Annotated in this window: 25 protein-coding genes, 1 tRNA gene and 1 pseudogene; 12 read left to right on the top strand and 15 right to left on the bottom strand. The window is 42.9% G+C overall.

Annotation, left to right across the window (positions count from 1 at the left end; genetic code table 11):
- Positions 1 to 41: 41 nt before the first annotated feature.
- The 5 genes from rplK to rplS all read right to left on the bottom strand — a co-directional run bounded on the left by rplK (position 42) and on the right by rplS (position 2,272).
- On the bottom strand, positions 42 to 467 hold the full coding sequence (rplK, locus tag IQ276_RS05770; RefSeq protein ID WP_073640554.1) for a 50S ribosomal protein L11: 426 nt from the start codon (positions 465 to 467) through the stop codon (positions 42 to 44).
- A 6-nt stretch (positions 468 to 473) separates the two neighbouring features.
- Entirely contained in the window at positions 474 to 1,115 is a 642-nt protein-coding gene (nusG, locus tag IQ276_RS05765; protein WP_190879728.1) for a transcription termination/antitermination protein NusG, read from the bottom strand.
- Positions 1,115 to 1,336: a preprotein translocase subunit SecE gene (gene secE, locus IQ276_RS05760; protein WP_190879730.1), complete on the bottom strand. Its 222-nt coding sequence runs from the start codon at positions 1,334 to 1,336 to the stop codon at positions 1,115 to 1,117. The genes nusG and secE overlap by 1 nt, the downstream gene beginning before the upstream one ends.
- A gap of 355 nt (positions 1,337 to 1,691) precedes the next feature.
- Positions 1,692 to 1,764: transfer RNA gene (locus IQ276_RS05755), tRNA-Trp, on the bottom strand.
- A 145-nt stretch (positions 1,765 to 1,909) separates the two neighbouring features.
- Complete coding sequence (gene rplS, locus IQ276_RS05750) at positions 1,910 to 2,272, bottom strand: 50S ribosomal protein L19 (protein WP_190879732.1); 363 nt, start codon at positions 2,270 to 2,272, stop codon at positions 1,910 to 1,912.
- Positions 2,273 to 2,423: 151 nt separating this feature from the next.
- On the opposite strand from rplS, the gene IQ276_RS05745 reads away from it, so the two are divergent.
- The gene (locus tag IQ276_RS05745) at positions 2,424 to 3,368 is read left to right on the top strand and encodes a glycosyltransferase family 2 protein (RefSeq protein WP_193913170.1); all 945 of its coding nucleotides are present in this window, start codon (positions 2,424 to 2,426) and stop codon (positions 3,366 to 3,368) included.
- Between the two features lie 265 nt (positions 3,369 to 3,633).
- On the opposite strand, the gene IQ276_RS05740 is transcribed toward IQ276_RS05745, so the two are convergent.
- Positions 3,634 to 4,002, bottom strand: coding sequence for an aspartyl protease (locus IQ276_RS05740; RefSeq protein ID WP_193913169.1), 369 nt, complete (start codon positions 4,000 to 4,002; stop codon positions 3,634 to 3,636).
- Positions 3,999 to 4,316: a hypothetical protein gene (locus IQ276_RS05735; RefSeq protein WP_193913168.1), complete on the bottom strand. Its 318-nt coding sequence runs from the start codon at positions 4,314 to 4,316 to the stop codon at positions 3,999 to 4,001. The genes IQ276_RS05740 and IQ276_RS05735 overlap by 4 nt, the downstream gene beginning before the upstream one ends.
- 49 nt (positions 4,317 to 4,365) lie before the next feature.
- Between IQ276_RS05735 and IQ276_RS05730 the strand changes: the two genes are divergently transcribed.
- Positions 4,366 to 5,955, top strand: a complete 1,590-nt coding sequence (locus IQ276_RS05730) for a HEAT repeat domain-containing protein (protein ID WP_193913167.1) — start codon at positions 4,366 to 4,368, stop codon at positions 5,953 to 5,955.
- A gap of 15 nt (positions 5,956 to 5,970) precedes the next feature.
- Here IQ276_RS05730 and IQ276_RS05725 read toward each other — a convergent pair whose 3' ends face one another.
- Positions 5,971 to 6,129, bottom strand: coding sequence for a hypothetical protein (locus IQ276_RS05725; RefSeq protein WP_193913166.1), 159 nt, complete (start codon positions 6,127 to 6,129; stop codon positions 5,971 to 5,973).
- A 201-nt stretch (positions 6,130 to 6,330) separates the two neighbouring features.
- Here IQ276_RS05725 and IQ276_RS05720 point away from each other — a divergent pair, with 201 nt between their 5' ends.
- The 3 genes from IQ276_RS05720 (at position 6,331) to IQ276_RS05710 (ending at position 8,459) form a co-directional block, all read left to right on the top strand.
- Entirely contained in the window at positions 6,331 to 6,711 is a 381-nt protein-coding gene (locus IQ276_RS05720) for a DUF433 domain-containing protein (RefSeq protein ID WP_193913164.1), read from the top strand.
- Positions 6,708 to 7,100, top strand: a complete 393-nt coding sequence (locus IQ276_RS05715) for a DUF5615 family PIN-like protein (RefSeq protein WP_193913162.1) — start codon at positions 6,708 to 6,710, stop codon at positions 7,098 to 7,100. Before IQ276_RS05720 ends, IQ276_RS05715 begins: the two co-directional genes overlap by 4 nt.
- A 306-nt stretch (positions 7,101 to 7,406) precedes the next feature.
- Positions 7,407 to 8,459: a glycosyltransferase family 4 protein gene (locus tag IQ276_RS05710; protein WP_193913160.1), complete on the top strand. Its 1,053-nt coding sequence runs from the start codon at positions 7,407 to 7,409 to the stop codon at positions 8,457 to 8,459.
- On the opposite strand, the gene IQ276_RS05705 is transcribed toward IQ276_RS05710, so the two are convergent.
- From IQ276_RS05705 to IQ276_RS05695, 3 genes are all read right to left on the bottom strand, one after another.
- Positions 8,456 to 9,118 (bottom strand): hypothetical protein, encoded by a 663-nt coding sequence (locus IQ276_RS05705; protein WP_193913158.1) that lies wholly within the window; start codon positions 9,116 to 9,118, stop codon positions 8,456 to 8,458. The genes IQ276_RS05710 and IQ276_RS05705 overlap by 4 nt on opposite strands.
- Positions 9,119 to 9,775: 657 nt before the next feature.
- A complete protein-coding gene (locus IQ276_RS05700) occupies positions 9,776 to 13,051 on the bottom strand; it encodes an efflux RND transporter permease subunit (protein ID WP_193913156.1) in 3,276 nt (1,091 codons plus the stop codon).
- A 77-nt stretch (positions 13,052 to 13,128) separates the two neighbouring features.
- Positions 13,129 to 14,595, bottom strand: coding sequence for an efflux RND transporter periplasmic adaptor subunit (locus IQ276_RS05695; RefSeq protein ID WP_228042774.1), 1,467 nt, complete (start codon positions 14,593 to 14,595; stop codon positions 13,129 to 13,131).
- Between the two features lie 727 nt (positions 14,596 to 15,322).
- On the opposite strand from IQ276_RS05695, the gene rbp reads away from it, so the two are divergent.
- Complete coding sequence (gene rbp / locus IQ276_RS05690) at positions 15,323 to 15,634, top strand: RNA-binding regulator (protein ID WP_193913154.1); 312 nt, start codon at positions 15,323 to 15,325, stop codon at positions 15,632 to 15,634.
- Positions 15,635 to 16,520: 886 nt separating this feature from the next.
- Here rbp and IQ276_RS05685 read toward each other — a convergent pair.
- The 3 genes and pseudogenes from IQ276_RS05685 to IQ276_RS40880 all read right to left on the bottom strand — a co-directional run bounded on the left by IQ276_RS05685 (position 16,521) and on the right by IQ276_RS40880 (position 20,721).
- A complete protein-coding gene (locus tag IQ276_RS05685) occupies positions 16,521 to 16,748 on the bottom strand; it encodes a DUF2839 domain-containing protein (RefSeq protein WP_235115467.1) in 228 nt (75 codons plus the stop codon).
- 53 nt (positions 16,749 to 16,801) lie between these two features.
- On the bottom strand, positions 16,802 to 18,376 hold the full coding sequence (locus tag IQ276_RS05680; RefSeq protein ID WP_193913152.1) for a group II intron reverse transcriptase/maturase: 1,575 nt from the start codon (positions 18,374 to 18,376) through the stop codon (positions 16,802 to 16,804).
- 772 nt (positions 18,377 to 19,148) lie between these two features.
- Positions 19,149 to 20,721: pseudogene (locus IQ276_RS40880) on the bottom strand (helicase C-terminal domain-containing protein).
- 144 nt (positions 20,722 to 20,865) lie between these two features.
- Here IQ276_RS40880 and IQ276_RS05665 point away from each other — a divergent pair.
- Together IQ276_RS05665 and IQ276_RS05660 are read left to right on the top strand one after the other, a co-directional pair.
- Positions 20,866 to 21,834, top strand: a complete 969-nt coding sequence (locus tag IQ276_RS05665) for a M48 family metallopeptidase (protein WP_190879783.1) — start codon at positions 20,866 to 20,868, stop codon at positions 21,832 to 21,834.
- A gap of 44 nt (positions 21,835 to 21,878) precedes the next feature.
- On the top strand, positions 21,879 to 22,460 hold the full coding sequence (locus tag IQ276_RS05660) for a hypothetical protein (protein WP_309245582.1): 582 nt from the start codon (positions 21,879 to 21,881) through the stop codon (positions 22,458 to 22,460).
- A gap of 40 nt (positions 22,461 to 22,500) precedes the next feature.
- Here IQ276_RS05660 and IQ276_RS05655 read toward each other — a convergent pair whose 3' ends face one another.
- Positions 22,501 to 23,058 (bottom strand): Uma2 family endonuclease, encoded by a 558-nt coding sequence (locus IQ276_RS05655; protein WP_193920290.1) that lies wholly within the window; start codon positions 23,056 to 23,058, stop codon positions 22,501 to 22,503.
- A gap of 104 nt (positions 23,059 to 23,162) precedes the next feature.
- On the opposite strand from IQ276_RS05655, the gene lysS reads away from it, so the two are divergent.
- From lysS to IQ276_RS05635, 4 genes are all read left to right on the top strand, one after another.
- Positions 23,163 to 24,848, top strand: a complete 1,686-nt coding sequence (lysS, locus tag IQ276_RS05650; RefSeq protein ID WP_235115464.1) for a lysine--tRNA ligase — start codon at positions 23,163 to 23,165, stop codon at positions 24,846 to 24,848.
- Positions 24,849 to 25,021: 173 nt separating this feature from the next.
- Positions 25,022 to 25,435 carry a type II toxin-antitoxin system RelE/ParE family toxin gene (locus tag IQ276_RS05645; RefSeq protein WP_190879775.1) on the top strand — a complete coding sequence of 138 codons (414 nt, stop codon included), beginning with the start codon at positions 25,022 to 25,024 and terminating at the stop codon, positions 25,433 to 25,435.
- Positions 25,422 to 26,114, top strand: a complete 693-nt coding sequence (locus IQ276_RS05640) for a helix-turn-helix domain-containing protein (RefSeq protein ID WP_193920294.1) — start codon at positions 25,422 to 25,424, stop codon at positions 26,112 to 26,114. Before IQ276_RS05645 ends, IQ276_RS05640 begins: the two co-directional genes overlap by 14 nt.
- A 134-nt stretch (positions 26,115 to 26,248) precedes the next feature.
- Positions 26,249 to 26,944: a hypothetical protein gene (locus tag IQ276_RS05635; protein WP_193920296.1), complete on the top strand. Its 696-nt coding sequence runs from the start codon at positions 26,249 to 26,251 to the stop codon at positions 26,942 to 26,944.
- Positions 26,945 to 26,996 lie beyond the last annotated feature (52 nt).

Here is a 26,996-nt window from a genome sequence, read left to right as displayed (position 1 = left end):
ACTCATAACTCATAACTCATAACTCATAACTCATAACTTTTTTAATCCGTGACTGTTACACCCATATTTTTAGCGGTTCCTTCCACAATTTTCATCGCCGCTTCTATGTCGTTGGCGTTGAGGTCAGGAAGTTTGGTTTGGGCTATTTCTTGCAATTGCGCTCTCGTGATTTTACCAACTTTCTTTTTGTTGGGTTCATTGGAGCCTCTTTCGATTTTCGCTGCCTTGCGAATCAGTACTGACGCTGGTGGCGTCTTGAGTACAAATGTAAAACTCCGGTCTTCAAAAACCGAAATTTCTACAGGTATCACCATTCCAGCTTGGTCTGCTGTTTTGGCGTTGTACTCTTTGCAGAACATCATGATGTTGACGCCGTGTTGACCCAAGGCGGGGCCTACTGGCGGTGCTGGGTTGGCTTTTCCAGCATTCAAGGCCAGTTTAATGACCGCCACTACTTTCTTCGCCATTTGTATTTAGCTCTGTTTTTCTACCTGATTAAATTCCAATTCTACTGGTGTATCCCTACCAAAAATCGAGAGCAAGGCTTTAAGCTTACTCCGCTCTGGAGAGACTTCAATCACCTCGCCTTCAAAGTCTTTAAATGGACCAGAAAGCACCATGATCTTATCACCACTAGCCATATCAATTTTAACGACCGGCTCTTGTTCACTGGTCTGCTTGAAGATGCGCTCTACTTCTGAAGCACTCAGTGGTATGGGGTTGACATGACCGCGACCCTTACTGCTGCCACGTTTTTGTTCTGAACCAACAAAATTAATGACATGAGACGTGTTTCGTACCACCTGCCAGGTATCATCATCCATCATCATCCGCACCAGCACATAGCCAGGAAAAACTTTCTCTTCTGTATGCTGGCGGCTACCATCTTTGCGGATTTTCACCGCTGGTGTGTGGGGAATTTCCACCTGGATAATTTTGTCAGCGACATCAAAAGTTTGAATACGCTGCTCTAAGTTAGTCTTTACACGCTTTTCACAGCCTGAGGCAACCTGCACAGCATACCAGCGTGCTTCTTTTGACGCTGCTTCTGCTGCTTCTGCTGTTTCCTCTGACTGCAACATTGAGTTGCGTGGTTCATCTGTTGCAAAACTCATTAGAACACCTGTTTTGCTGCCCAACCAAATAATCCATCGACCAAGTATATCAAAGATGCCGAGAGTGCCACCATTAACAATACGGCGGCGGATTCGCTCACTATCTGTTTGCGACTAGGCCAAACTACTTTTTCAAGTTCTTCTTTGATTCCTTGTATGAAGTTGCCGAAGCTAAACCCGTTTGTGGTTTCTGGCAATTCTGCTTCACTTTTTTTGGCCACGGCCGTTTATCCCCCGTTTGTTACTCAATTTTGGATTTTGGATTTTAGATTTACCCATATTGAGGGCAAGGACGCTCAACTTGAGATTTTAGTTTGTCCGTTTATTTAGATTTTTTATCAATCCCTTCGGCTTGGTGCAGTCACTCATGGGGGAAACCCCCAAGACCGCGCTGCTTCACCAAAATCTAAAATCTAAAATCTAAAATTCAGTCGTCCTGGTTTGCAGCTTCGACTTTATTCCACTTACTGGAAGCAAAACAGCTGCAAATGCAATAGCTATGCCCGAAAATATTAGCACTAACTGCTATTTTAGCAGCTTGCGTAATTATTTCGGGCTTTGTTTTTTGCTCTTGAGCGCGCCCTGGAGGACTTGAACCCCCGACATCAGGTTTTGGAGACCTGCGTTCTACCAACTGAACTAAGAGCGCACAAGCTGTTTTTGATTCAGTCATTGCGCTGAACTAAATCTTAGTTTAACGCAAGACGAGATTTTTATCATACATCAATTTCATTGAGAAAACAAGTCAGCGGCAGATGCCGCTTGAGATTTCTCCCATACTTTTAGAAGGGGAACTACAAAGGACGGTCAAAGCGTTGTTTGATCCGGGTTGCTTTGCCGACGCGATCGCGGAGATAATACAACTTAGCACGGCGTACTTTACCGCGACGCATGACTTTGATGCTGTCAATCCGGGGAGAATGCAACAGAAATACTCTCTCAACGCCCACGCCTTGAAAAACTTTGCGGACTGTAATAGTTTCGTTGATGCCACCATTGCGCTTGGCAATTACTACTCCTTCGTAGGGTTGTACGCGGTATTTCTCGCCTTCTTTGATTTTCACTCCTACTTTTACCGTGTCGCCCACATAAATGTCGGGCAGGTTTGATTTTAGTTGTTCCGCTTCAATCGAGCGGATAATCTCTTGAGCGCTCATAGTCTTTCTGTCTGCTTAAAAAACTCACGATCATCAATCATAAATCGATAATCCTATTTCAGTCTACCTGTTGGACATTGATAATTTTACTGATACAACAGCCTGGAAATGGAAGCTATATTGCAAAATGCGGTACCACAGGTATGAATTTATGAAATTTAGCGTCGTCATTACTACTTATAATCGCTTGGATTTGCTCAAAAGAGCCATTGATTCGGCTTGTAACCAAACAATGGAGTGTGAGGTGGTTGTTGCTGATGACTGTTCTGATGATGACACCCAAACCTATGTCCAAAGTTTAGGCGATAAGGTTGTTTATTATCGTAACGAAGTTAACCTTGGTCATGCAGCGACGGTAAATGCTGGAGTTGCTAAAGCTACTGGTGACTGGATTAAGTTTCTCGATGATGATGATTATCTAGCTGCCAATTGTATAGAAGAAATAACTAAGGCGATCGCACTTCGTCCCGATGCTGTAATCTGCTCTTGTGTGGCGGCTCAAGTAGATGCCAATGAAGTTGAACTTTCTCGCACTCCCCAAGTTGGCCCCGGTTTAGCTTTTTATATCCCACAAGCTGATATTCACTACGGTATGCTTTTGGAACTTGTACCATTTGGCACACCTGCACAAGTAGCTTGTCAACGTGATGCTTTTCTCAAAACTGGTGGTTGGGATTCTACACTCGATGCTAACTGTGATGATATCGATTCCTGGATTCGGATCGCTCAGTATGGCGATGCTATTTTCTTAAATCAGTGTCTTGCTTACCGGACTATCTGGCCTGGTGCGTATAATCAAAAGTTTTCTTTATCTCGACGATTGGCGACAAATATCTTAATGAAAGAAAAAATTTACGCTTTAGTAAATGAACAACATCGCCTCAAGATTCCCCGTTTTCAGGATATCAAAAACTACCTAAAACTACATTGGATTTTGGTAGCACTGAAGCAAAAAAATATCAAAAGTTTTGTTTCAATGTTTGAACCGTCTGCAATTTCACCTCAGTCTTGGAAGTTTTTGGTAACTGCGGTTTTATCACGCCGCACTCAGGGAAACAATTCTGAAGTTCGTAAATTTGTGTTGATTGAATCGTGATATAAGAGAATTCAGAATTCAGAATTCAGAATTTAGAGTCAAACAATTTTCTGTCATGCGTAAGTTCTAAATTTGAAAAAACACTTACAGAACTTACGCAACTGGCACAGGGCGATCGCCATTTTTTAGTATTTATGTACTATAGCTTTAATTTCTGTCTTCCGTAAGGCTTGTGGCAGAGTGCAAGTAAGAGCGATTCTCTAAAGAAGTAAACCAACCTCAAGGAATCAGGAGTCATAACAAGTCTCTATGTAGAAACTTTTGATTAAATTAACTCTAAACTTACTATATTTTGACTATAATTAGCGACTAATATAAATAATTTCAGCCATCGAGAACCTAGTAAAATTTCCTGGATTTCATCTCCAGCAAATACGGGAATTTCCCACTCTTGAGCATCTATTATTACCCTGCCACTAGAAACATCAAATTCAGTTTCTCCTTGAGCAGTTCTTAATTTATCTTGATTTAAAAAATCCCAATCAAGACTTTGTACATCTTGTTTGTTCATGGCTAAAAATTCAGTAAATCCTGTATCTAACATTGTTTCTACAGGAAAACTAATACCATCCTTACCAATTAAATCAATTTCAAAATAAATTTGTCCATTTTTTCCAAATCTTCCCTCAATCATATTGTGCCACTAACTCCGGTTTCATTAATGCCAAAAATATGATGAATCACATGAGGATATTTTTCTCTGGCCATTTTACTTGCTACTTCTTTATCCTCATCGATAAAATAATCCCCACTATCAGGTTCAATGGCAATATACCAACCATAGTATTTATCTAGTATTTCTGGTTTTAAACGCTCAAAAATCACCCAACAACGCTCATAAAATGCCTGTCTTCTGGCTTTGTCTTGAGCTTTTTGTGCATCTGTCCATTGAATTTCCGGAAATACTCTCCCACGTCTCACTATTCTTTCTGGTGAAGAGTGTGTCATATTTTTGACCTCATTAAAATTTATTTTCTATTTCATTATAAAATGCCAAATGGGAACCATTGGTTCCCAAATCTTACCAACGAGCGATCGGGGAAGTATGTATTCTACTGCCGAAAAACATACGTTTAGAGAACTCTTTGCGGAATCTCCAATGCAAGTTTTTGATGACCGAACTATCAGTCTTTCTACCTTAGAAGAGAACAGTGAATTTTTCACGGATCTTTGTCATAAGTGTCCGGGCAACATTTTAAGAGATGAGCCTTTACCTATTCACTGGCAAATATGGATGGCTCAACAGCCAGCCAAGTGGCTTCGTGAATATATTGCCCATAATCCATATTTACCCAAAGAAAGTATTGCAATACTTGCCAGTGATGAAGACCACATGGTACGCGATAGCATTGCTGGCAATAGGAACACCCCACAGGAGATATTAAGCATATTAGCCACCGATGAAAACCGCAATGTTCGCTTGAACGTTGCTCGCCACACTAATGCACCTAGCGATGCACTGGTCAGTTTAGCTACTGATGAAGATTGGTGTATTCGCAACAATGTTGCGGAAAATCTCAACACACCTATTGATGTGCTGATTCAATTAGCAAAGGATGAAGATTGGCGAATTCGGGATGATGTTGCTGAGAACCCCAATACCCCTGTTGAAACATTGATCCAATTAATTGAGGATATAAACAACAGTGTGCGTATGAACGTCGCTGCAAATCCTAGTCTACCCAGCGATCTATTAGTCAACCTAGCAGACAGCAACGATAATCGTCTACGTGATGGAGTGGCTGGGAATCCAAATACACCTAGTGATGTGTTGGTCAAGTTGTCTAACGACAGCGATAGAGGTGTACTCTACCGAGTGGCAAAGAACCAAAACACACCCGATTCTGTGTTAAAGAGTCTCGCGCAAAGCGAATATATCGATGTGCGTGTGCAAGTTGCTCAAAACACTAGTACACCTAGTGATGCGTTAGTTCAACTAGCACAGGATAATAATGATGAAGTAGTACTCAGGTGCGTTGTCGAGCATCCCAACATACCTCAAGACGCGTTAACTATTGCATTAACCAAGTTAGCGAAACATCAATCTGTCGAGGCGCGATTTGATGCTGCAAAAAATGTAGCTACGCCTAGAGATTTACTAGCCGAATTGCTCTATGATATTAACCTTGATGTCAGTTTTTATGCTTCAGTTAATCCAAATACTCCTGAGCATGACGGATTAATGCATAAATTAATCGAGTTAGCTGAAGGTAGCAGTCAACAACGTGCTTGGGTAGCTACCTATCCTAGTCTGTCGCCTCAAATCTTGAGCAGATTAGCAGCGGATATAGATAGCAATGTCCGTCTTGAGGTTGCCATAAATCCTAATACCCCCATTGATACATTAGTCAAGTTAGCAGATGACAAGAATAGCAAGGTACGCTTTCACACTGCTATTAACCCAAATACACCCAGTAGTCTATCTCAGCAGTTGTTAAGCAACTTAGCGAATGACAAAGATAGTATGATACGCCTTCACGTTGCCAAATTTTTGGAAACACCAGTTGATGTGTTAGTCCAGCTAGCACAAGATGAACATAGCGAGGTCTGCCGTGCGGCTAATAACAATCCAAATAGATACAGTTAAGTTGCTGTCAGATAACTAATAAATGTGAGTTCGGGGTGTATTTCCTACCCGTCCGTACTCTACCAGTAATTCCCCATTGGGCATTACATAACCGCACCAATATTTGTTATTGTTTGTTCCAGGGCTGACACAAATGAGTTTTTGGACTTTGAGTGCTTGAGTTTTATCTACCATAATTAGACACCAATAAAGTTTTTACCCGCCCAATCATTTCGTCAGATATTGAGCGGGTTAGAATCACTTAGTTGAAATCATAAAAATCGATGATGTCCGAGTCGCTATTTTCACTGGTTGAATGAAAAGTGACAGAGCGATCGCCGCCGCCACTGCTCAAGTTAAAATGAAGAGGCAATCTTTTTCAGAGGCAAGGTGGTTATGACTTCAGCATCTGATGAACAGGTAGCCATCATCCGCACAGAACGAGGGCTAACGATCGCCGGTACACGCATTAGCCTTTATGATGCGATCGATCTCCTGAAGGCTCATTATCCTCCTAAATTAATTCGTGACACGTTCAATCTCACGGATGCACAAATTAATGCAGCTTTGTCGTACATTGAGGCAAATCAGGCTCAGATCGAGGCTGAATACCAGGAAGTTCTTCAAACTAGAGAAGAAATTCGCCAATATTGGGAAGATCGTAACCGCGAACGACTGCAAAGGATTGCAGCAATGCCGCGTAAGCCTGGGAAGGAAGCGATTTGGGCAAAACTTGAGGAACAGAAAGCAAGACGAAGTGCAGCACAAAAGCAATGACTTTCTTGGTTGACTACAATCTAGACGGCTACGCGCTTATTTTTCTCGGTATATTGACAAAACTGGGGTGGCTTGAATTCATATCTATCCAATTTGTCACTTTTAGAGAGGTTGGACTGTTGATGGAAAGTAGCGATCGCGCAGTCTGGCGTTATGCTCAAGAACATCAGATGCCGATCCTTACGGCTAACCGAAATATGAAGGGCGAAGATTCGCTTGAACAGGTTATGCGTGAGGAGAATAGTGAGAATTCGTTCCCAGTATTAACAATTGGGAGCCTCGATCGCCTTAGTGAAGCTGATTATCGAGAACGATGTGTTGACCGCCTGATTGAGATTGCTGTAGACATTGAGCAGTATCAGGGGGTTGGTCGGTTATTCATTCCATAAATATTGTTAGTTCTCTGGTGTTATATTAGCTTTAACAGGACTTACGTTACTGGCACAGCACGATAATTTTTGGAAGCGGTATCATCCAGATTTTAGCTAATTCTTATCTTCTTTTATCCCGATTTATTAAACCGTTACTGAATAAGTCTTTAAAGCTAAGTAGCTGATGAAAAGCGCTATTGGTCAGTAGTAATTTGTGATTTTTACAAGCTACTGGCTAATTTTGAGTTGTCTTTGAAGATTCAGTAATTATGTTTATTTATACTCAGTTACTTGTCTTTATTTTTTATACATATCTCCAAAATTATGCGAATTATACATATTTTGAACCACGTTCAAGAAATAGGTAACGGGATTGTGAATGTGGCTGTGGATTTGGCTTGTTTACAGGCAAAATCTGGTCATGAGGTGGCGGTTATTTCTGCTGGTGGTGAATACGAGGTATTACTCAAAAATTTTGGTGTTAAACATTACGAACTAGACCAAACTCGCAAACCAATAAGTATGATTAAAGCAGCTATTGGTTACCGATCGCTAGCAGCAGGATTCCAACCCGATATCGTTCATGCACACATGATGACGGGAGTCTTACTAGCACGCCTTTTTCAAAACCGTTATGCTTTAGTTTCCACGGTACACAATGAATTTCAGCGTGCTAGCGTGCTGATGGGTTTAGCTGACAGGGTAATTGCCGTTAGTCAGGCTGTGCGAGATTCTATGGCACGGCGGGGTGTCCCAGAAAACAAGTTACGGGTGGTATGTAATGGAACTCTGGGCAGTCCCCGCAACCGACAAATACGGGATTATCAACCTTTAATGTTACAACGTCCGGCGATCGCCACTGTAGCCGGCATGTATCAACGCAAGGGAATTGCCGAGTTAATCGCTGCTTTTGAGCAAATTGCCTCAAATTTTCCCCAAGCGCATCTTTATTTGGTAGGCAATGGCCCTGATAAACAGCTATTTGAGGCACAGGCACGGGCAACTTCTGTGGCAAAACGCATTCATTTTGAAGGCTTCCAACCAGAACCCCAACGCTACCTCAAATCTTGTGATATATTTGTGCTGGCTTCTCACCGTGACCCTTGTCCTCTGGTGCTTTCAGAAGCAAGAGAAGTTGGAGTTGCCATCGTTGGTACTCAGGTAGATGGAATTCCCGAAGCTTTGGATAATGGGCAAGCAGGTCTTTTAGTACCAGTAAAAGATAGTCAGGCTTTGGCTGGAGTCTTAGTACAATTACTGAGTAATGCTGATATGCTGCAAGAATGGAAATATCGGGCAAATCAAAACCTAGAAAGGTTGAGCGTTGCCCGCGTTCATCAGGAAACATTGGCGGTGTATGATGATTTAAGGCGTTAACAGTGCAGCGATCGCTTTACTTTTAAAGCTACACCCAAAGCACCAAACATTAGTACACCCAAAACACTAGTTGTTTCAGGAATGGCGGTGTAATAAGCACCCACTCTGATAGGCCCATCTCTATCCACTTGATCTTCTGGTATTGGTGGAATGATTCCACCACCTGGAGTTAAATTGGGCTGGGTAGCAAATCGATTGAAAAATATGGTTCCATCTGCGATTACACCACCACTGTAAGTCAAAATGTTGTCTTTGACGGTAACGTTTGCAAAGATATCTTTGAGTTCAGGAACACTAGAGAAACCAATCTTGCCATCTCCATCAACATCTCCCCACTGCACCGGCTCATTATCAAATGCTGGAGTAGAATCTGGATTAGTATAAAACAGCGTTTGTAAGTCAAAGACCAAGCTGCCTACATCATTTCCTGTAGAATTTAGCAAGTTATTCGCTCGATCTGGAACACCATATTCTATTATTTGCCCTGGTAGAATATCTGCTCCAAGGGTTCTTGGGGTTCTCGTTTCCAATATCGCTTCATTTACAGTAGTCACGATGGGTTCTACCAAGATGACGGCTTTTGCTGGTGTCAAAGATAAAAAACTAATTCCTGCTGCTCCTAGAACAGACAAGGCTATTTTGGTTGCTATTTTAGTCATTTTCCGTCCTCTTCATATTTGATTGACAGAATGCTATGTATACCGCCTGAGCCAAATCAAACAGTTAAGATTCATTGTTTAACTGCTATCTACTTGCTACCTAAATAACAGTTAATCTATGTTTGTTTACTAATTTGATATCTACCCATAGGTTGATTTATAAAGCAATTCTTATATTGCTTTATCACCATTACTAGTAATTTCACGCAATCTTTATAAAAAATCTAAGTTAGAGCAGATGTGTTGACCATTAATAATGGATTTACAAGATAAAACATTTGTCAATAAGTAATATTGCTTAAGATTTTAAGCATTACGGTCTAGTCTTCATATTTAAAAATTGGGCATGGGGAGTCATATCATGTCCGGGTAATCACTTATCATTCAAATTTCTCCCCGTCCCCGTGTCAGTCTAAACAATAAGTTTTTAACCGGACATGATATCAGTCGGGTTGTACTAGTCCAAGAAAAAATGTGCCAACGAAAAGATCTCGTTGGCACATCAAATTAATTTAAATTTCAACGCGCAGGGCGTGAAAAAAATCTACAGCCGATTTCAACAAGCGTGAAGTACACCATCTAAGTCTCTATTCTTAGCTTTGAGACTATTCTGACTCCTGAATTCTGAATTCTGAATTCTGAATTCTAGTGTAATTTTTAATCCTTATCAGTGATGGAAATAAGTTTTTTCTTAAATCCACGCAACCGGATTAACAGTGGCTTTACCCAATTTCCACCCAGCAAATCGTGGAGTAGGACATAAAAACAAGGGATGATAAACAACGTCAGCATTGTTGCGATCGCCATCCCAAAGAAAACTACAATCCCTAAAGGCTGCAAAAACTCAGAACCTTCGCCAATGCCTAATGCCAGAGGGAACAGTCCCAAAATAGTGGTGACTGTAGTCATCATAATTGGGCGCAAGCGTTGAGGAGCAGCTTTCATGATGGCAATTTGGCGAGTACAACCAACTTCATCCCGAATTTGGTTTGCCAGTTCCACCATCAAAATCCCCGCATTCACCACAATTCCCACCAGCAGCACCACACCAACAATTACAGTTGCGCCAATTGCAGTTTGGGTAATGTAAAGTCCAAAAATTCCCCCAGCTAACGCCAGGGGTACGGTAAACATAATTACTAACGGGTCAATCAGCGAATTATATTGCACCGCCATCACTACAAAGATTAAGAACGTCGCCAACGCCCCCAAAGTTTTTAAAGCATCCTGAAGTTGCTGATTAGTTTCTTGGGCAGAACTAGGCACAATTGAGACACCATCAGGTAAGTCTACGTCCTGAAGTATTTCATTGACTTCCGCTATGGCTTCACCAAGACTAGCTCCCTCGCTGAGATTACCTGCCACAATGAAAGCTTGGCGCTGATTAATCCGTTGCACCTCACCAGGCGCTTGACCTTCTTGAATGTTTGCAACATCTGAAAGGCGGATTAGTTGATTATTTTCTGTAAATAGCGGTAATTGCTCTAACTGGGAAGGACGCGCAATAGCTTCTTTATTTAGCTGCACCCGCACATCAACTAAACGATTACCGCGTTGAATTTGTGTAGGAACTGAACCTTCAATTGCTGTCTGGACTGTTGCACCAATTTCTTGAGCGCTCAATCCTAAAGCCGAAACCCTTTCCCAGTCCGGGCGAATTTGGATTTCCGGTTGTCGGGGGTCGGCATCTGGTCGGAATGTTGCTAATTTTGCCCTTTCTTGCAATGCTTCCAGCACTTGGGCGCCTGCTTGCGTTAAGTTTTCTTCATTCTCGCCTTGCAAAATCACGTCAACATCCGACCCTTGCACTGGAGAATTACTCAAGATTAAACCCCGTACCTGACCAGGATTGAGACGCAGCAGAATTCCTGCTAAGTTGAGTTTGTTAAATTCCGGAGTTACTTTTTTGACGAAGGCTTCGACATTTGTGCCTGGTTTAAGATTGATGGTGCTACTGGCACGTAAAGGATTTTCTGTAGTGTTGCTGCCAAATAAATTACCACCAACAGTTGTGAAAGCAGACTCGGTTTCTGGTTGTTTGAGCAAAATGTCATCGACAATTTGCATCACTTTTTGGGAAGTTGCTAAAGGTGTACCGGCAGGAAACTGCGCTCTCAAGGTAGCTTGTCCGGTACTGATGCGGGGTAAAATTTCTTGGGGAATTTGACCAAACATCAAGAAACTACTGCCGCCTAAAATTAACAAAGCAGCGGTAACTACCAGGAGCCGATAGCGTAAAACTTTGGTTAAGAAATTACCATATCCCCGCGTAGCATCTTCAAATCGATGATTAAACTGTCTAAGCAACCAAAATTCGCTGATTCGACTAGACCAGGAAATTCCCAATAGTCGAGAAGACAGCATCGGCACTACTGTAATCGCAACCACAAGGGATGCTGCAACTGCGAAGCTAATTGTCAAAATCAGTTCATTAAATAGCAGTGCAATAAAGCCGCCAATTAAGAGGAATGGCACTACAGAAACTAAGTTGGCACCTGTAGCAGCAACTAAAGCAGATTCAACTTCTTGGGAAGCATTAATGGCTGCGTCAATAAAGAATTTTGAATTTCTCCTTTGTCCCTCTGCCTCCATCTCTTTCTGATTGGGAGTCATACCTGTTTTTTCGGAAATGTTCTCTAAGATCACAACCGATGTGTCAATTGCTTGACCAACTCCTAATGTCAGACCTGCTAAACTAAAAACATTCAAAGTTAAGCCAAATATTTTCATCAAAGCGATCGCCGCTAGAGTACATAGCGGAATCGTCAAACTGATAATCAATGTTTGCCTAAACGATCCTAAAAATAACAACACTGCTGCTGCTGCTAACAATGCCCCAGAAATCCCCGAAAAGATGACATCATTTAAAGAATTGCGGATGAAGACAGATTCATCTGTGGTGGGACTCAAATTCATGTCTGCTGGAATTAAACCCGATTGCCGTAATTGTTCAATTCGCCGCTTCACAGCATTTACAACTGTGATTGTGTTGGCTTCAGGCTGCTTTCGGACTGAAAATTTCACAGCAGGCTGACGATTCAGGTAAACGAATACTCGCTGCTCCTCTGTATCGTCAATTACCTCAGCAAAGTCTCGCAAATAAACGCGGCGGGAAGGTGCAGGGGTGGTAGCAGTGGTAGTGGAAGAAGAAGAGGAAACTTCCAACGAGAGGTTTTCAATTTCACTGGCATTTTGGAAACGTCCTACGGTTCGAGTCAATGGCTCGGAATTTTCCCCCAAAATCCGACCACCGGAAGTATCTTGGTTACGGGCTGTTAATTCATCTAATACATTATTTAACCCTACACCCAAAGCTTGCAATCGGTTTAAGTCAACAAGGACTCGTACTTCTTCCTCAGCACCACCAGATACGTCAACTGAGGCAACTCCGGGGATAACACTGAGTTCACGCGTTAACTCTTCATCCGCAAATACGCGTAGATCTTTACCTGGCAACGAAGCAGATGTCAGTGCCAATTCATAAACTGGCAATTGGGAGGGATCGACTTTAAATAAGCGCGGCTCCTCTATCGTATCTGGCAGTTGTCCTCGGCCTCGGTTAAAAGCAGCAGTCGCATCGTTTAGGGCTTGGTCAATATCGCCCCCTGGTTGGAAGTATAAATCCAGGTTTACCTGTCCCTCACGGGTGCGAGAGAATACTTGTACTACATTTTCTGTTGCCGATAAAGCTTGTTCTAAGGGTCTGGTGATTTCATCCACTGCTACTTCTGGAGAAATACCAGGTGCCTCTAGCCTGACACTAACTCGTGGATAGGTAATTGACGGTAGGAGATCCACTTGGATAGTTGTGAGAAAAAATACCCCAATGACAATCACTGCCACGGTGAGCATGAGTGTACCAATGTGTTGGCGGATAGCGATCGTACTTAGACTAAATCCGCTATTGCTGTTATTATTATTTGCTTGTTGCATGATGCTAAGTGCTAAGTGCTAAGTGCTGACTACTAAGTACTTTTTTCATTGGTATGGTGTTATTACTCACCCTACTATTACTTTTCTGAAAGAACTGAAAGACTTACAGTGTCACCTTCTTTTAATGGCTTACCACTGCGAACAACATAGCGTTCTCCTGGTTGTAAGCCAGATAAAATTTCCACTTTGCCATCAGCTCTTTTTCCTAAGGTGACAGCACGCGTCGCTACTTTCGCTTTGCCTTCTGCATCACTGAGAACAAATAGGGTTCCAGTTTGGTTTTCTGTGTTTGCTCTGTTGCTTTTCTGCTGCCCCGCTTGTTTCTGAATAGCTATTTGCGGCACTACTACCCGCTGTGTTGTTTGGGTTTCAAAATTGACTCGCGCCAGTAGTCCACTGCCAATTTTGCCGTCACTGTTGGGAATTACTACCTCTACAGGTATCAAGCGAGCGGTAGCATCGGCAGCTGGGGAAATCCGCGCTACTCTACCAATTAATGTTTCAGTGGGGAAAGCATCTAAGCGGACTTTTACAGATTGTCCAACCTGAATTTGTGCCAGTTCTAATTCGGAAACTTGCACGACGACTTTCACCCGGTTAAAGTCGCCAATTTTTAAGACTTCATTACCTGCTTGCAAAAGATTGCCTGGTTCTGTGACTTTTTCTGTAACTACGCCAGTAATGGGCGATGTCAGTCGAGCGTAAGATCTGCGTTCTTTGGTTTGGGCAACCAAAGCCTGTTGTGCCAACACTCTGCCTTGAGCAGCTGCCACGGCTTGTTGTTCTGTACGAACTTGCTCTTGAGCTGCCCGCAATGCCTGAGCGGCTGTTTGTGCCTGGGTACGCGCTTGTTCAGCAGCTTGTTGAGCGATCGCTCCAGCTTTAAATAGATCCTGTTGCCGTTTTGAGTCTGCCTGGGCTTGTACCACTTCTAGCCTCGCCCGCTCCACGTCAGCACGGGCATTACTTACCTGATTGGTTGCCCTGGCTACTTCTGATTTCAGCGCTGCTAGCTCTGCTTCTGCTTGCTTTAATTCAGTCAAAAGTATGGCATCATCTAATTGCCCGACGTTCTGCCCTTGGGTAACTGTATCGCCCACATCTAGATTCAAAGCCAACAGCCGTGCTTCAACTTGCGATCGCACTGACACAATCCGAAAGGGTGTTGTATTACCTGTGTATTCTGGTTGTGTTTGCAATAAGTCTGTTCGAGCGATCGCCGCATCTACGGGTGTTCCACCGCCACCCTGTGCCCGTCCACCAGGACTCTGAGATTGTGCCTCAGCTGATTCCTTCGGCAGCGATCCGCAGCTCGCTGTTAGTAGCCCTATGCCTACCAAACAGGGTATTAATAAACTCCTCAAACAACTAGAGGCAAAAAAATAATTTTCGCTGTTTCCACCTTTTCCACAACTGCTTTTTGCCACAAGTCTATTTTCGACATCTGCATAGGCGCAGCGCCCCGCAGGCATCGCTACCTCAGTCTTCACAACTGAATTTAAATCGATATTAATTAGCTGGGTATCGGTTACAAAATCTGTCATTTTCACCTGTTTCTGCGGCTTAATTTATGTCCAAAATCATTTATTTTTGCTCCTATGGACGAGCCTTTGGGATTAAACAGCCGTGTTTTCCCAAGTAATTCTGAGAGATATGATTAATAAAAAATGGCGAGAATCAATAAGCTGTCCAACAGAAAGTTTCTGTGTTCAGAAAATTACTGTTTTCCCATAAAAGTTCAAAAGTTCTCACCACTCTACTTGTTATACAGAGGTAGACAATCTTCTTGCAGCTAATCAATTATAAACGTAGTATAAATATTTTTCAGTTTTCTGTAATCTACCCACAGGAGAAAACTGGCTTTATCCGAAGATATGAAGCTTTTTTCCCATGTTTTGAACATGGATGGTATTAAATGTAATTATCCTTGTTTTTAGATAACAGCTTGATTCTACTAAATCTACTAGTATTTTTAGTAGTTTGTCAAGTGCATTAATGTTTTGTTGTCATTGGTTATTACTTATTCTCCTCTGCCCCTTTGCCCCCACTCGCCACCCTCACACCAGCACTAAGCTAGTTAACATAAATTTTTATAACAGTTTTTCAAAGTTGACGCCAGAAAGTTTATTGTTGTGTCATCATGGGGAGTGAAATGAGAATTAATTCGGCGACAGTGTTTGTTCTTAGTATTGACAGGCTTTCTCCTTTTAGTATTACAGACTTCTCTCCGAAATCTAAATCTCTACATACTTATGATTTTGGAGATATTTCATGTCGATTTACGTAGGTAACCTCTCTTATGAAGTTACACAAGATGCGCTGAGTGCTGTGTTTGCAGAATATGGTACTGTAAAGCGTGTCCAGCTACCTACTGACCGTGAAACAGGTCGTTTGCGCGGTTTTGGTTTTGTGGAAATGAGTTCAGATGCTGAAGAAGCAGCTGCCATTGAAGCTCTTGATGGTGCTGAATGGCTGGGTCGTGACCTCAAGGTAAATAAAGCCAAGCCCAGAGAAGACAGAGGTGGCTCCTCCTTCGGTGGTGGTAACCGGGGCGGCGGTAACTACAACCGTAACCGCTACTAAACCAAATAGACATAACTAAGTTAGTTTAATCTGGAAAAAGCTCAGGCAGCAATGCTTGAGCTTTTTCTATGGAAAAAGAAGTCAGACAATTTTGGATTTTGCGAAATGATGGAGCAAAATTTCAGTGAGAAGTTCGAGGGACGGAAGCCATAGTCTAGCCGCCACCAGAACGGAAGCGATTGCTGCGAAAATACGTGTGGCAAAGTCAATGATTTATTACTAAGTAAGTAAGTGGGCGAGAAAAATTCAATGTATATGAAGAAATTAGGACTTACGCATTGACAAGAAATGCCAAATATGGGCAAGGTTAAAAACCACATCTTTCCTAAGGGCACAGCATTGCTGTGCCCCTACAACATGGTCTATTTACGTAGTTTACCGCCGTAGGCATCGCAGGATAATTAACAAAAGCCTGAAACAACCGGGAGCATCGTTAATTCACATCACGATGCATTTGTACAGTGCGTAAGTCCTAGAAATAAAAATTAACCGTAGGGTGTGTTATGCCGTAGGCTAACGCACCTTGAATTGTTGGTGATGCAGCGCTTGGCGACAACACACCCTACGCTTAATTTTTATTTACATAGTTATAAATATTCGCGCCTACATACTTACCCCTCTTCCATTAAACTGGGAATCACAAAAATAATTCCCTAATATTGAAATCCAGATCTGGTAAAGGTTTGAACATTTTATTACTAACAAAATGTGGCGAACATTTTCAAACATTAATAAATCGCCAAAACCCTTGTTAAATAAAGGTCTAAAATTTTGCGTTGCCTAGAGTGATGGAAGAGGGTTACTTTAAGCACAAGGAAGAATTGTATCAGGCGATCTTAGAGCGATCGCATTAATTTTAGCGCGTGTTAAAAACCCTCAATAATTGTTAATAAACTACTTGCCACCAACCAAAAGCTGGGCCAATAAAACGAATGGTTAGCCATGCTGCAACCATGACACCAATACCTATCCAGGCACCGCGAGTAGTCCAACTGACAAATAATTCGGCTTGAGTTTTTGAGATGGGAACCCAAGGCAAGATGCGAGTTTCTTGACCGTATGTTTCCCCTAGTGCAGTTTTGGTTGAGTCGATGGGAGATATTATTCCCCGCACCTCTCAGTTAGAACCGTGCGTGCAGCTTTCACTGCACACGGCTCCCGATGTTCTTAGCTTGCGCTTTTGCTCATGTGCTTGTAATCGTGGCAACTCTCGTGAATTGCTTCAAGATTATTTTTCTTCCAGTTGGCGTGATTTCCGTCGATGTGGTGCAGGTGAACCTTTTCTTCACCGATGAATTTCAGACCACAGGAAGCACATCTATGGTTTTGCTTCTTAAGAGCTTTAGAGGTTTCTCCGTCATAGAGCTTACTGTTACGTTTGCTCCAATAGGTTATATCTCCGTCGTAAGGTGATTTAGTTCCTTTGACAGGGATGTGTTTGTTTTCGGAGTAGGAAATCTTTGGAAACGCTTTATCTATCAATTTTTTGCTAGAGTAGCGTGTCTGTTTTGCTTCCTTGTTGAATACCGTGTAAGCTCTGTGACTCATGAACCAAAGTGATAACTTTGACCCGTCCATCTTGCAGAACTTGTGGTAATTTCTCCAGCCTCTAACTACCGACGCTAATTTCTCAGCCTTTGTGGTAGCACCATAATTCGAGTTGTTGACGATGTGTTTTACTTGTCTTAGGAACGCTTTGAAGTTATCCACTGAGGGGTTACATCTAAACTTTCCGTTTTTCTGGACTTTGAAGTGCCAGCCGAGGAAATCAAACCCATCTGTCGAAGCGGTAATTTTGGTTTTCTTTTGGCTTACATTCATTCCGCGTTTGCGGAGGAACTCGCTGATTCTTTCGAGTATCTCTGTCGCATCATCTTCGGGTCGGAGTATAATAATCATGTCATCTGCGTATCGGACTGATGACTCGGTGATATCGCTGACTGAGGTTTTGTCAGTGATTCTCTGTCCTCGATTCTCATGGTACCTGTGTATACTCTCAATCCCGTTGAGCGCGATGTTTGCTAATAGCGGGCTGACCACTCCCCCTTGAGGTGTTCCCTGTTCGGGGAATTCTGGGTTGACTCCTGCCTTGAGACATCGGAATATTCCGAGTTTTAAGCCTTTAGGGGCAATGAGTTCGTCCATTATTGCTGAGTGATTAATCCTATCAAAGCACTTTTCAATATCGAGTTCAATTACTCGCTTATTTATTCCGTTGGCTTTGGAGTTAAGGTTTAGGAAGATGTACTTTTGTGCATCATGGGCGGAACGCCCACTTCTGAACCCGTAACTTCTGGCGTGGAAAGTGGCTTCGTGTGCTGGTTCGAGTGCGTATTTTGCTAGGCATTGCCAAGCCCTGTCAGCGATGGTAGGTATTTTAAGCATTCTGGTAGTCCCGTCCTTCTTAGGGATGGGGATTTCCCGTAGTCCTTGATGCTTCCAATTTCCACTATTCATTTTCAGTAATTCTTCAAGGTTGAAGCGTTCTTCAAATGAGAGCGATTTTTTCCCATCAATACCAGCCGTCTTTTTACCAGCATTTAGCTGAGATACTCGTCTTATTGCAAGAAATCGAGCCGAGGTTGATTTTAGAATAAGCTTTTGGAGTGACCGAGCTTTCCGCTTGTCTCCAACTTGAACAGCTTTAAATACGCGCTTTTGAAGGCGGAAAAGATTTCGGCGGAATTTCTTCCACGGTAAAGCTCTCCAAGATTCACTAGTTTTGTAACTGTGTCTAATCATTTTCTCTTCTCTAGTTTGTATTCTCTGAACACCTCAGTCCAATTACGGACTGTCCTACCCGAACTGTGGGGATTCCTCCGCTCGTCTGGACTACCTGAGATTCGACCGTCTCAAGACCCACAGTTCGTTTTTCTTCGTTCCCTCGGAGAGATTGATTGTTCCGTTAGATGTAGCCAATTCAACTACTGGATTCCCTAGACTCTTGCCGTTACTCGACGCGTGTTCGGCGGGAATGAACTCCAGTGAGGTCAGGGAGTTTGCGTTGCGCCCTACCTGCACATAAGTCGCTTTTCTAGGCTCTGTTTCATCATAGGAACTCCCTGTTAGCGCCAGTGTCAACCCGCAACGGTCGTCTGATTGCGCCCTGTTCCCAGCTTCACTCTACAAGAACCGAGCTTGTTCGGTGTGGGCAGATAAGGAGTCAATTCTGAGTCTGAATGGCAAGACTTGCACTTGCATCTGACCGAGAGTTCAGTCTTTAGTGACAGTAATCTGCTGTCGGACTGGTTTAGTTATGTACGGACTGATTACCGTGATTCACTAAACAACGAATCGCACACGACGTTTTGCTTCACCCATAATTAGCAATTGAAATCAACTTAGGTTTTAACTTTATCTTGCCAGGAATTGTGGTTATGGACAATTAGGGAATGGGGACTGGGGATTGGGGACTGGGGATTGGGCATTGTAAGTGTGGGAGGGGTGGGGTGGTGGGCGTAGTTTCGCCCATCTCCCCATCTCCCCATCTCCGACTCACCAATCCCCAGTCCCCTTAAGCCGAATTCTCCTCATCTGTAGTAGAAAACAGGCTGGGATCGAGATAGTTAATGCGTGCTAGAGGACTTAAGGCAGCGAGAATTTGAGCGCCGTAGCTGCGGTTAACTACACGGCTATCAAGTAAAGCAACAATACCTTGACTTTCTCGCACTGGAGCGATCGCTCTTTGTAATTCATTCAAGGCGGTTGGCAATAAGTATAAACGGAACCAATCTTGATGCGATCGCTTATAACGAGCTACTCTACCGGCTACTAGGGGATTTTCTAAAGATGGTAGCGGCAAAGTCGCAATAATTAACAACTGGGGTGCAGGCAAGACTCGCTGATGTTCTCGCCAAAATTCCCAACCGCTGACTAAAATACCATTTTCATCTAAACAAGTTTTTTCTACCTGTACCCGCGAACCAAATTCTGAGGCCAAAATTGTCCCGACTTGAGACTTGAGTGGGACATCGCCCACCAAGATCACAGTTAATCCTGGTGCTGTAGCACTTAGACAAACCAGCGTGCGGACTTTGTGAATAAATGCCGCTTGAAATTCTGGTGTATTGGGTAGGGGTAACTTATAGGGTACATACAGTTGAATTGCTTCAGCTTGACTCTCGGAAGAAAATTTCAGGCAAGTTACATCCTCCAAACCCAAACGCTGACGGAAAAGGGGAGCCTCAGTTTCCGGTTCTATAGCACTGCCAATTAAAACTACTGGTTGTCGCTGCCAAATGGGGGAGAGTATTTTTCCTAATTCCATTGGGGCGTAGTGTAAAGAAAATAAACCTTGGCGACGGGCAATAGTCGTCCAGAAGAGGGCAGGGGGGCAGGGGGGCAGGGGAGGCAGGGGGGGAAAGGTTTTCGTTGAGGGGTTGAAATTCTTGCCAGAAATGTTTCCAATTATCTGGGATATTACTGAGGTCTAAAGCAGAATAGAGACGGTTTAAAATGTCTATTTCTAGCCCAGATATGAGATAGCACTCATAGGGATTAGTAGGATGCTGAAAAAGTTCATGTGTCAGTTGTATCCGTGCTTCGCGGATTGCTTCAGCTTGATTTGGGCAAGCTAGCATGAGTTGATCCCAATCATGGGGTTGAATTTCTTGGGTGAGCTGATGACGCACCCAATCTTCAAGATCGTCTACACCATCAATAATTGTAGGAATACCTGGGGGAAAGCGATCGCCATCAGCCAACTGTCCTTTTAACCAAGCTTCTGGGGAAGTCAACAGTAGCCCTTGGAACTGGGTATCAGGCCATGCGTCACCTGTCCTAATCGGTTTGTTGGCTGGTAGCCACTGTTGTAAGCGGGGGATTTCCACCCGCAAGAGAAGTTGTTGCACTGCTTCTTGAGCAACAATAATTACAGGGCCGTGCCACATCAGGGCTGATGCTACGAAACTGGTACGATATCGTCCTTGATAGCCAGAAACCGCCCCTACTTGAATTAGGGCGCTACGTTCCAGGCGCAAGGCGCGTGCTACCAACCGTGCCATCGTCAAATGATGGGGCCAGGAAGGGAACCCCGCCTGCGATCGCAAAAAGTTATGTAGTGACAAATGAACTTCTGCCTCAATCACACGCTTTTAATCCCATAACAAAGTGACTTTTACGAACAAAGCCCCATTTCTATTATGTTGTCCTTTGTCATTTGTCACTTGTCCTTTGTCCAAAGCTGATGACTAATGACCAATGACTAATGACCAATCACCAATTACCTAATTATGCCAACCTACACAGGAATTTCCAGTGAAGCCTTCAGGCATCCACTGGATAGCCAAGCCGAGCAAGCTTTACGTAATTTACCAGGATTTGATTTTTTGTCCCGTAAATTTGTGGAATTTTTTGCTGAACGCCCTCAGTTAGTTTTTTTAATGGGCAACACCATCCAAGTCGGGCCGCGCCAATATTCCACTATCTACCAGATTTTTCGGGAATGCGTGCGAGATTTGGACATTTATCCAGAACCCGCACTGTTTGTTGAGCAAAATTCCCAAGCTGACAGCTACGCACTTGGACAAGAGCATCCTTACATAGTCATAAATACAGGGATACTAGACTTACTAAACGAAGCCGAAATTAGGGTGGTGCTAGCCCACGAACTGGGGCACATTAAATGTGGTCATACTATTTTAATTCAAATGGCGATATGGGTGAGGAGTGTCGGTTCTAGAGTTGGTGAATTAACCTTTGGCATTGGTGATTTCGTCACTCAAGGTTTGTTGCTTGCCTTTTACGAATGGCGACGTAAAGCCGAGTTATCCTCAGATCGCGCCGCTTTATTAGTAATGGATGACTTAAATCCTGTGATGACTTCGATGATGAAAGTCACGGGCGGTAGTATCAAATATGCCAATGAATGCAGTTTACAAGAATTTATTAAGCAGTCTGAAAATTATCAAGCACTTGATGAAGATGGACTGAATCAAATGTATAAATTCTTAATGTTCACTGGGTTTCAAGGTGCAATGCTGACTCATCCTTTTCCTGTGGAACGCTTGCATTACTTACGACAGTGGGCAGTATCAGAAGAATATCAGCAAATTCGCCGAGGAAACTACCAGCGATCGCCTGCCTCAGGAGCAGTAAATGTTAAGGCAGAATCTTCTGAAAAAGAAAAGGAAGCTTTGCGCCGTCAAATTGAAGAATTACAACGCGAAATTAACAGAAAGAAAAGGCCTGATAATTTGTAAAAGGGATTGGGGACTGGGGACTGGGGAGATGTGAAAATGGGGAGATGGGGAGAGAATTTCACCCCACCCCTCCCACACTTCCAAACCCCAATACCCAATCCCCAATTACCACACCCACACCCCAATCCCCAAACCCCAAACCCCACTCCCCAATCCCCAATCCCCAATCCCCAATCCCCAATACCCAGGCATTTTTCAATATGGCAATTCACTTGACAAAACGGCTTTTTGTGTTGATTAATATGCTTGCCCTTGTTCTCTTCATGCCGGGAATTGCCTTAGCTGCACCCTTTCAGATCAATACTTCTGCTGGTATCATCGCCCAAACTACCAAAGCTGCAAGGGATTCCATCTCATTTTCAGAGATTAACCTGACTCCCCAACAAAGCCAACAACTCCAGGCTGTACGTCAGAGAAGAAACAAGGAAATTCAGGCAGTGTTAAACTCATCCCAGCGTGCCCAACTTGCTCACAACCTCCGGGCTGGTAACAATATCAATCAAGCCCTCAAAACACTGAATTTAAAACCAGAACAGCAAGAATTAGTGGAGGCGATACTGAAATTTACTAACTTGAAAATGAAGGCTGTTTTATCTCGGCATTCGCTACAAGTAGTTCAGAAATAAAGGTTTCAGTTGCAGAGTAAAATGTTTGCGATCGCCACATTTATGGAAACAGTTGATTAATCTGAACTTCAATTTCTGGAAATGCAATCAAGGATAACGTTGCATCCTCTGGCAAAATAAATTCTAGATTGTAGGTTTCTAAACCTGGTTCACGGAAAATATAAACCTGACGCTGATTCACATCCAAAATCCAGTAGTCAGTAATTCCGCCTTTAGCATAAAGAGGCGCTTTTTGTTTATGATCGCTATCTAATGTTGTATCCGCCACCTCAATGAGTAAAAATATTTCATTTGGTGCAGGATGGCGATCGATATATTTTCGCGCATCAATTCGGACAACAGCAATGTCTGGTTCAGGTTCCGAATATTGGCTTAATTGAATGGGATCTTGTACGCGAACTAGGGCAACTTCTGCTAGCAGCCGCTTGAGATAATCAGATGCACATAGGGTTGTGGCTGCGTGTGGCGGATTTTTGGCACTCATGGGGATAACTTGCCCTTCTATCAGTTCCACCCGTTCATCGGCTGCGATAATACCCGTCTCAAGCATCCGGTGATATTCATCTACATTCCACAAGCGGACTCTAGTTTGTGTCATTGTATTTGGTTTGGCGCGATCGCCCGCGCCTTCAAGGACAAATATCTCTTACTGCCAACTTTTGCAGCATCTATAATTAATCTTGCCCTATTTAGTTCGTTACCATGTCGGAAGAAGATCTCCGTGCCGCGAGGCTGGAAAAAGTAGACCAGCTAAAGCAGTTAGGCACTAATCCCTACGCCTATCGTTGGGAATCCACCCATCACGCAGCGCAGTTACAAGAACAATTTGCCGATTTAGCCAGTGGTGAGGAAGTTGATTTAGAAGTTGCGATCGCCGGACGCATTATGGCGCGTCGTGTTTTCGGTAAATTGGCTTTCTTCACCTTACAAGATGAAAGCGGCACAATTCAGCTTTATTTAGAGAAAAATCGCATCCAAGAAGGCATGGCAGATATTGATGCCGATGCGTTCAATCACTTGAAACAACTCACAGATGCAGGCGACATCCTGGGAGCCAAAGGTACTATCAAACGGACTGAAAAGGGCGAGTTATCTGTCTACGTCAAACAATACACCATCCTGACTAAATCTCTGTTGCCCCTACCCGACAAGTGGCATGGATTAACGGATGTTGCCAAGCGCTACCGTCAGCGCTACGTTGACTTGATTGTTAACCCGGAAGTGCGGCAAACTTTCCGCCGTCGCGCCCAAATCACTGCCGGGATTCGTCGCTATTTAGAAGAACGAGATTTTCTGGAAATTGAAACGCCTGTTTTGCAAAGTGAAGCTGGGGGTGCAGATGCACGTCCATTTCTCACTTACCACAACACCTTAGAAATGGAGTTGTATCTGCGAATTGCAACCGAACTCTATCTTAAGCGGTTAATTGTGGGTGGTTTTGAAAAGGTGTTTGAAGTAGGACGTATTTTCCGGAATGAGGGAATTTCTACCCGTCACAACCCGGAATTTACTATGATTGAAATTTACCAAGCTTACGCCGACTACAACGATATGATGGCGCTAACAGAAGGGATTATTACCACTGTTGCCCAAGAGGTACTCGGCACGCTGCAAATTACCTACCAAGGTGAATCTATAGATTTAACACCACCTTGGCGTCGGGTGACAATGCACGATTTAGTTAAGGAATTTACGGGCTTAGATTTCAATTCTTTTCAAAGTTTGGAAGAGGCAAAAACAGCAAGTAAAAATGCTGGGATTCCTGATGTAGATGAAGCTCAATCAATTGGTAAGTTACTAAATTTAGCCTTTGAAGAGAAGGTAGAGGCCAATTTAATTCAACCTACCTTTGTAATTGATTATCCTGTAGAAATTTCGCCCCTAGCAAAACCCCACCGTTCTGTGCCTGGTTTGGTGGAAAGATTTGAGTTATTTATAGTAGGGCGAGAAACTGGCAACAGCTTCTCAGAACTTACCGATCCCATTGAACAAAGAGAACGTTTAGAAGAGCAAGCTGCCAGAAAAGCGGCTGGTGATTTAGAGGCGCAAGGTGTAGATGAAGACTTTCTAACTGCCTTAGAATACGGAATGCCGCCTACAGGTGGTTTAGGAATTGGGATCGATCGCTTAGTAATGTTACTAACTGATTCTGCCAGTATTCGGGATGTAATTGCCTTCCCCCTACTCAAGCCCGAAGGCAACGTTATTAAGCAATTTAGCCACGATGTAAAAACTCAAACACTGACTATTGAATTTGATAGTGGAAGTGTTTATGAGTATTTCAAAGTACCTCCTAGTGTCAAGGAAGACTTAGATAATGCACCGTCCAAAGGTCAATATTTTAACAAGTTTATTAAAGGGAAATTCAAGTATGAACAATTGAGTTGAGATCGGAACTACTATTCAACAGTAGGGTGCGTTATGGCTTTAGCCTAACGCACCATTTTTATGACTAATTCTTTTATTACCTAAGTTGCACTGACTTATTTTATATGATATTCCTTTAAGAGAATAATGACATTGACATTCGTTATAAAGAATATTATGCTGTGAGGTAGGAAGTGAGTTGGACTTGGGAACTTTATCAAGATGTCAATGGGGAAATCCCCAAAGACTTGCTTGCTTTTTTCATCAGGATGATTCCAGAACAGGAGCAACCAGAAAACCCACCAAAACCATTACTGAGTGCTTCCGAAACCAAGCGTCTGCAAGTTAATCTTGGCTACTTATGTAACAAAGGACTCGCATCACTTACCAGTGGCATCTTTGAGAAGCTGGAAGATGACCTGTATGAGTTACGCATGACCAAGAGCGAACATAATCCACGGTTTATATTAACGGCTGCTACCCCTCAGCGTTTCGTGGTGCTGCACGCCTTTATGAAAAAATATGACGACGGTATCAAAGATAGAGACAAAGAACCTGCAAGAGTAAGATTACGTGAATTGCAGCAGAGGAATCATGAAAAAACCTAATTTTCAAGCTTGGTTACAGCAAAAGGTAGGCGACGAACCAGAGGTGATTTTGGCGGGTAAGCTAGAGTACCTGCGCCTATATCTTACCGATGCCATGCGGGAAATACGTAATAAAGCAGGATTGACTCAGGCGCAGCTAGCAGAAAAACTGGGAGTGCAACAAGCGGCGGTGTCCAAATTGGAGTCGGCGTTAAAAGAGCATGAGTTGGAATCAGTGTTGCACTATTTACATGCGTTGGGTGCAGATTTGCTGGTAGCCGTCAAACAAGGGGATGAATTATATCAAGCCAGCGATAACGAAGGTGTATTGCTAGTAGATGTACCAGATGTAGTTTTCCAAAAGGCATTGGCGGCAAACATGAGCGTGCGGGAATATGTGCGTGTAGCCGTTGAGAAGTTTTCTAGTGGGGATGATGTGGTTAAATTCTTGGAAAGTAACGATCCGACAGCAGTGAAAGTTAGAGAGCGTTTGGGTACAAGGACAATCCAAGAAATTGCTGTAGAGTTGGAAAAATGTCTGAGTTTTTCAGAGGAAGAAGACCGGATTTTTGCTGTGAAAAATGTTTTGGCTGCTAATGTGTTGTGTGGAGAAAGTAATCGCGGAACTAGTGATGAAATTGATGAAATTGAGTTGTTGGATTTAGCTGAAGAATTGCTAGAAAAGTTGGCAGATATTTAGGATGACACAGACTACAGTCTACCTTGGTGCTACATCTCCAATCTCAAAAAGGGGAGTTTTCCACTGATCACTTAGACTGATAAAATAATTTTAAAATTTCAGCTACCTACTCCAGATTTGAGGTTCATCATTATTTGCAAGCCAAAGAAATTAAAAAACAATTAAGATTACTCATAGAGGAAGCATCTGTTATAGATCCTGGTTTAACTAAAAGGTTAGAAGAGATCAATCGCTGGGTGAAAGATGTCAAACCGGGTTCGCTGACTGCTAAAAGATTTGTCATCCTGTTTTTGCAACAAATGCTCCAAGACGCTGAAGTTTTGCTGAGACTTAAATCATTACCATCCCAAGAAGAGCAGCAATCAGCTTTAACAGTGCTGAATCCAACTTTAAAATATTGGTATGGCTACTTGTTTCCTAAATGGTTGAGTGAAAACGACCCTAAATTTTATATCTGGAGACGAAAACTGATGGCGGGGGAGTTCAATCAGGAGGATGCCAAATTAATTGCCTCTATTGCTAATAATATTAAAAGTTCTGGCGGGACAATTGTACTACGCTATATTGCAGATCTGTCTATGGCAACTGATATAATTGTTAGCAGTACGCAAGAGAGTCCACTATGTATTCAACTCACTAGCGTCTCAGAGGAATTTTCTCAAGAAAAGTTTGATGATTGGGAAAATACCCTAATTTTTTGGGCAATAGATAGAGGATTATTTTTAAGTTACAATCCCCGTGCAAGTGATTTTGTGAATCAGATAGTTAACATATTATTAGATAACAGCGATAATCTCAGTATAGGTAGTTATTTAAAATTTAATTTATAGTTGTCGGTCACTTTCATTTACTGGATTTGTATAGCCGCGTTATTACTTAACA

It is taken from the genome of Desmonostoc muscorum LEGE 12446 (assembly GCF_015207005.2).
Classification (GTDB): Bacteria; Cyanobacteriota; Cyanobacteriia; order Cyanobacteriales; family Nostocaceae; genus Nostoc; species Nostoc muscorum.
This window is presented reverse-complemented; position numbering and strand designations above follow the sequence as displayed.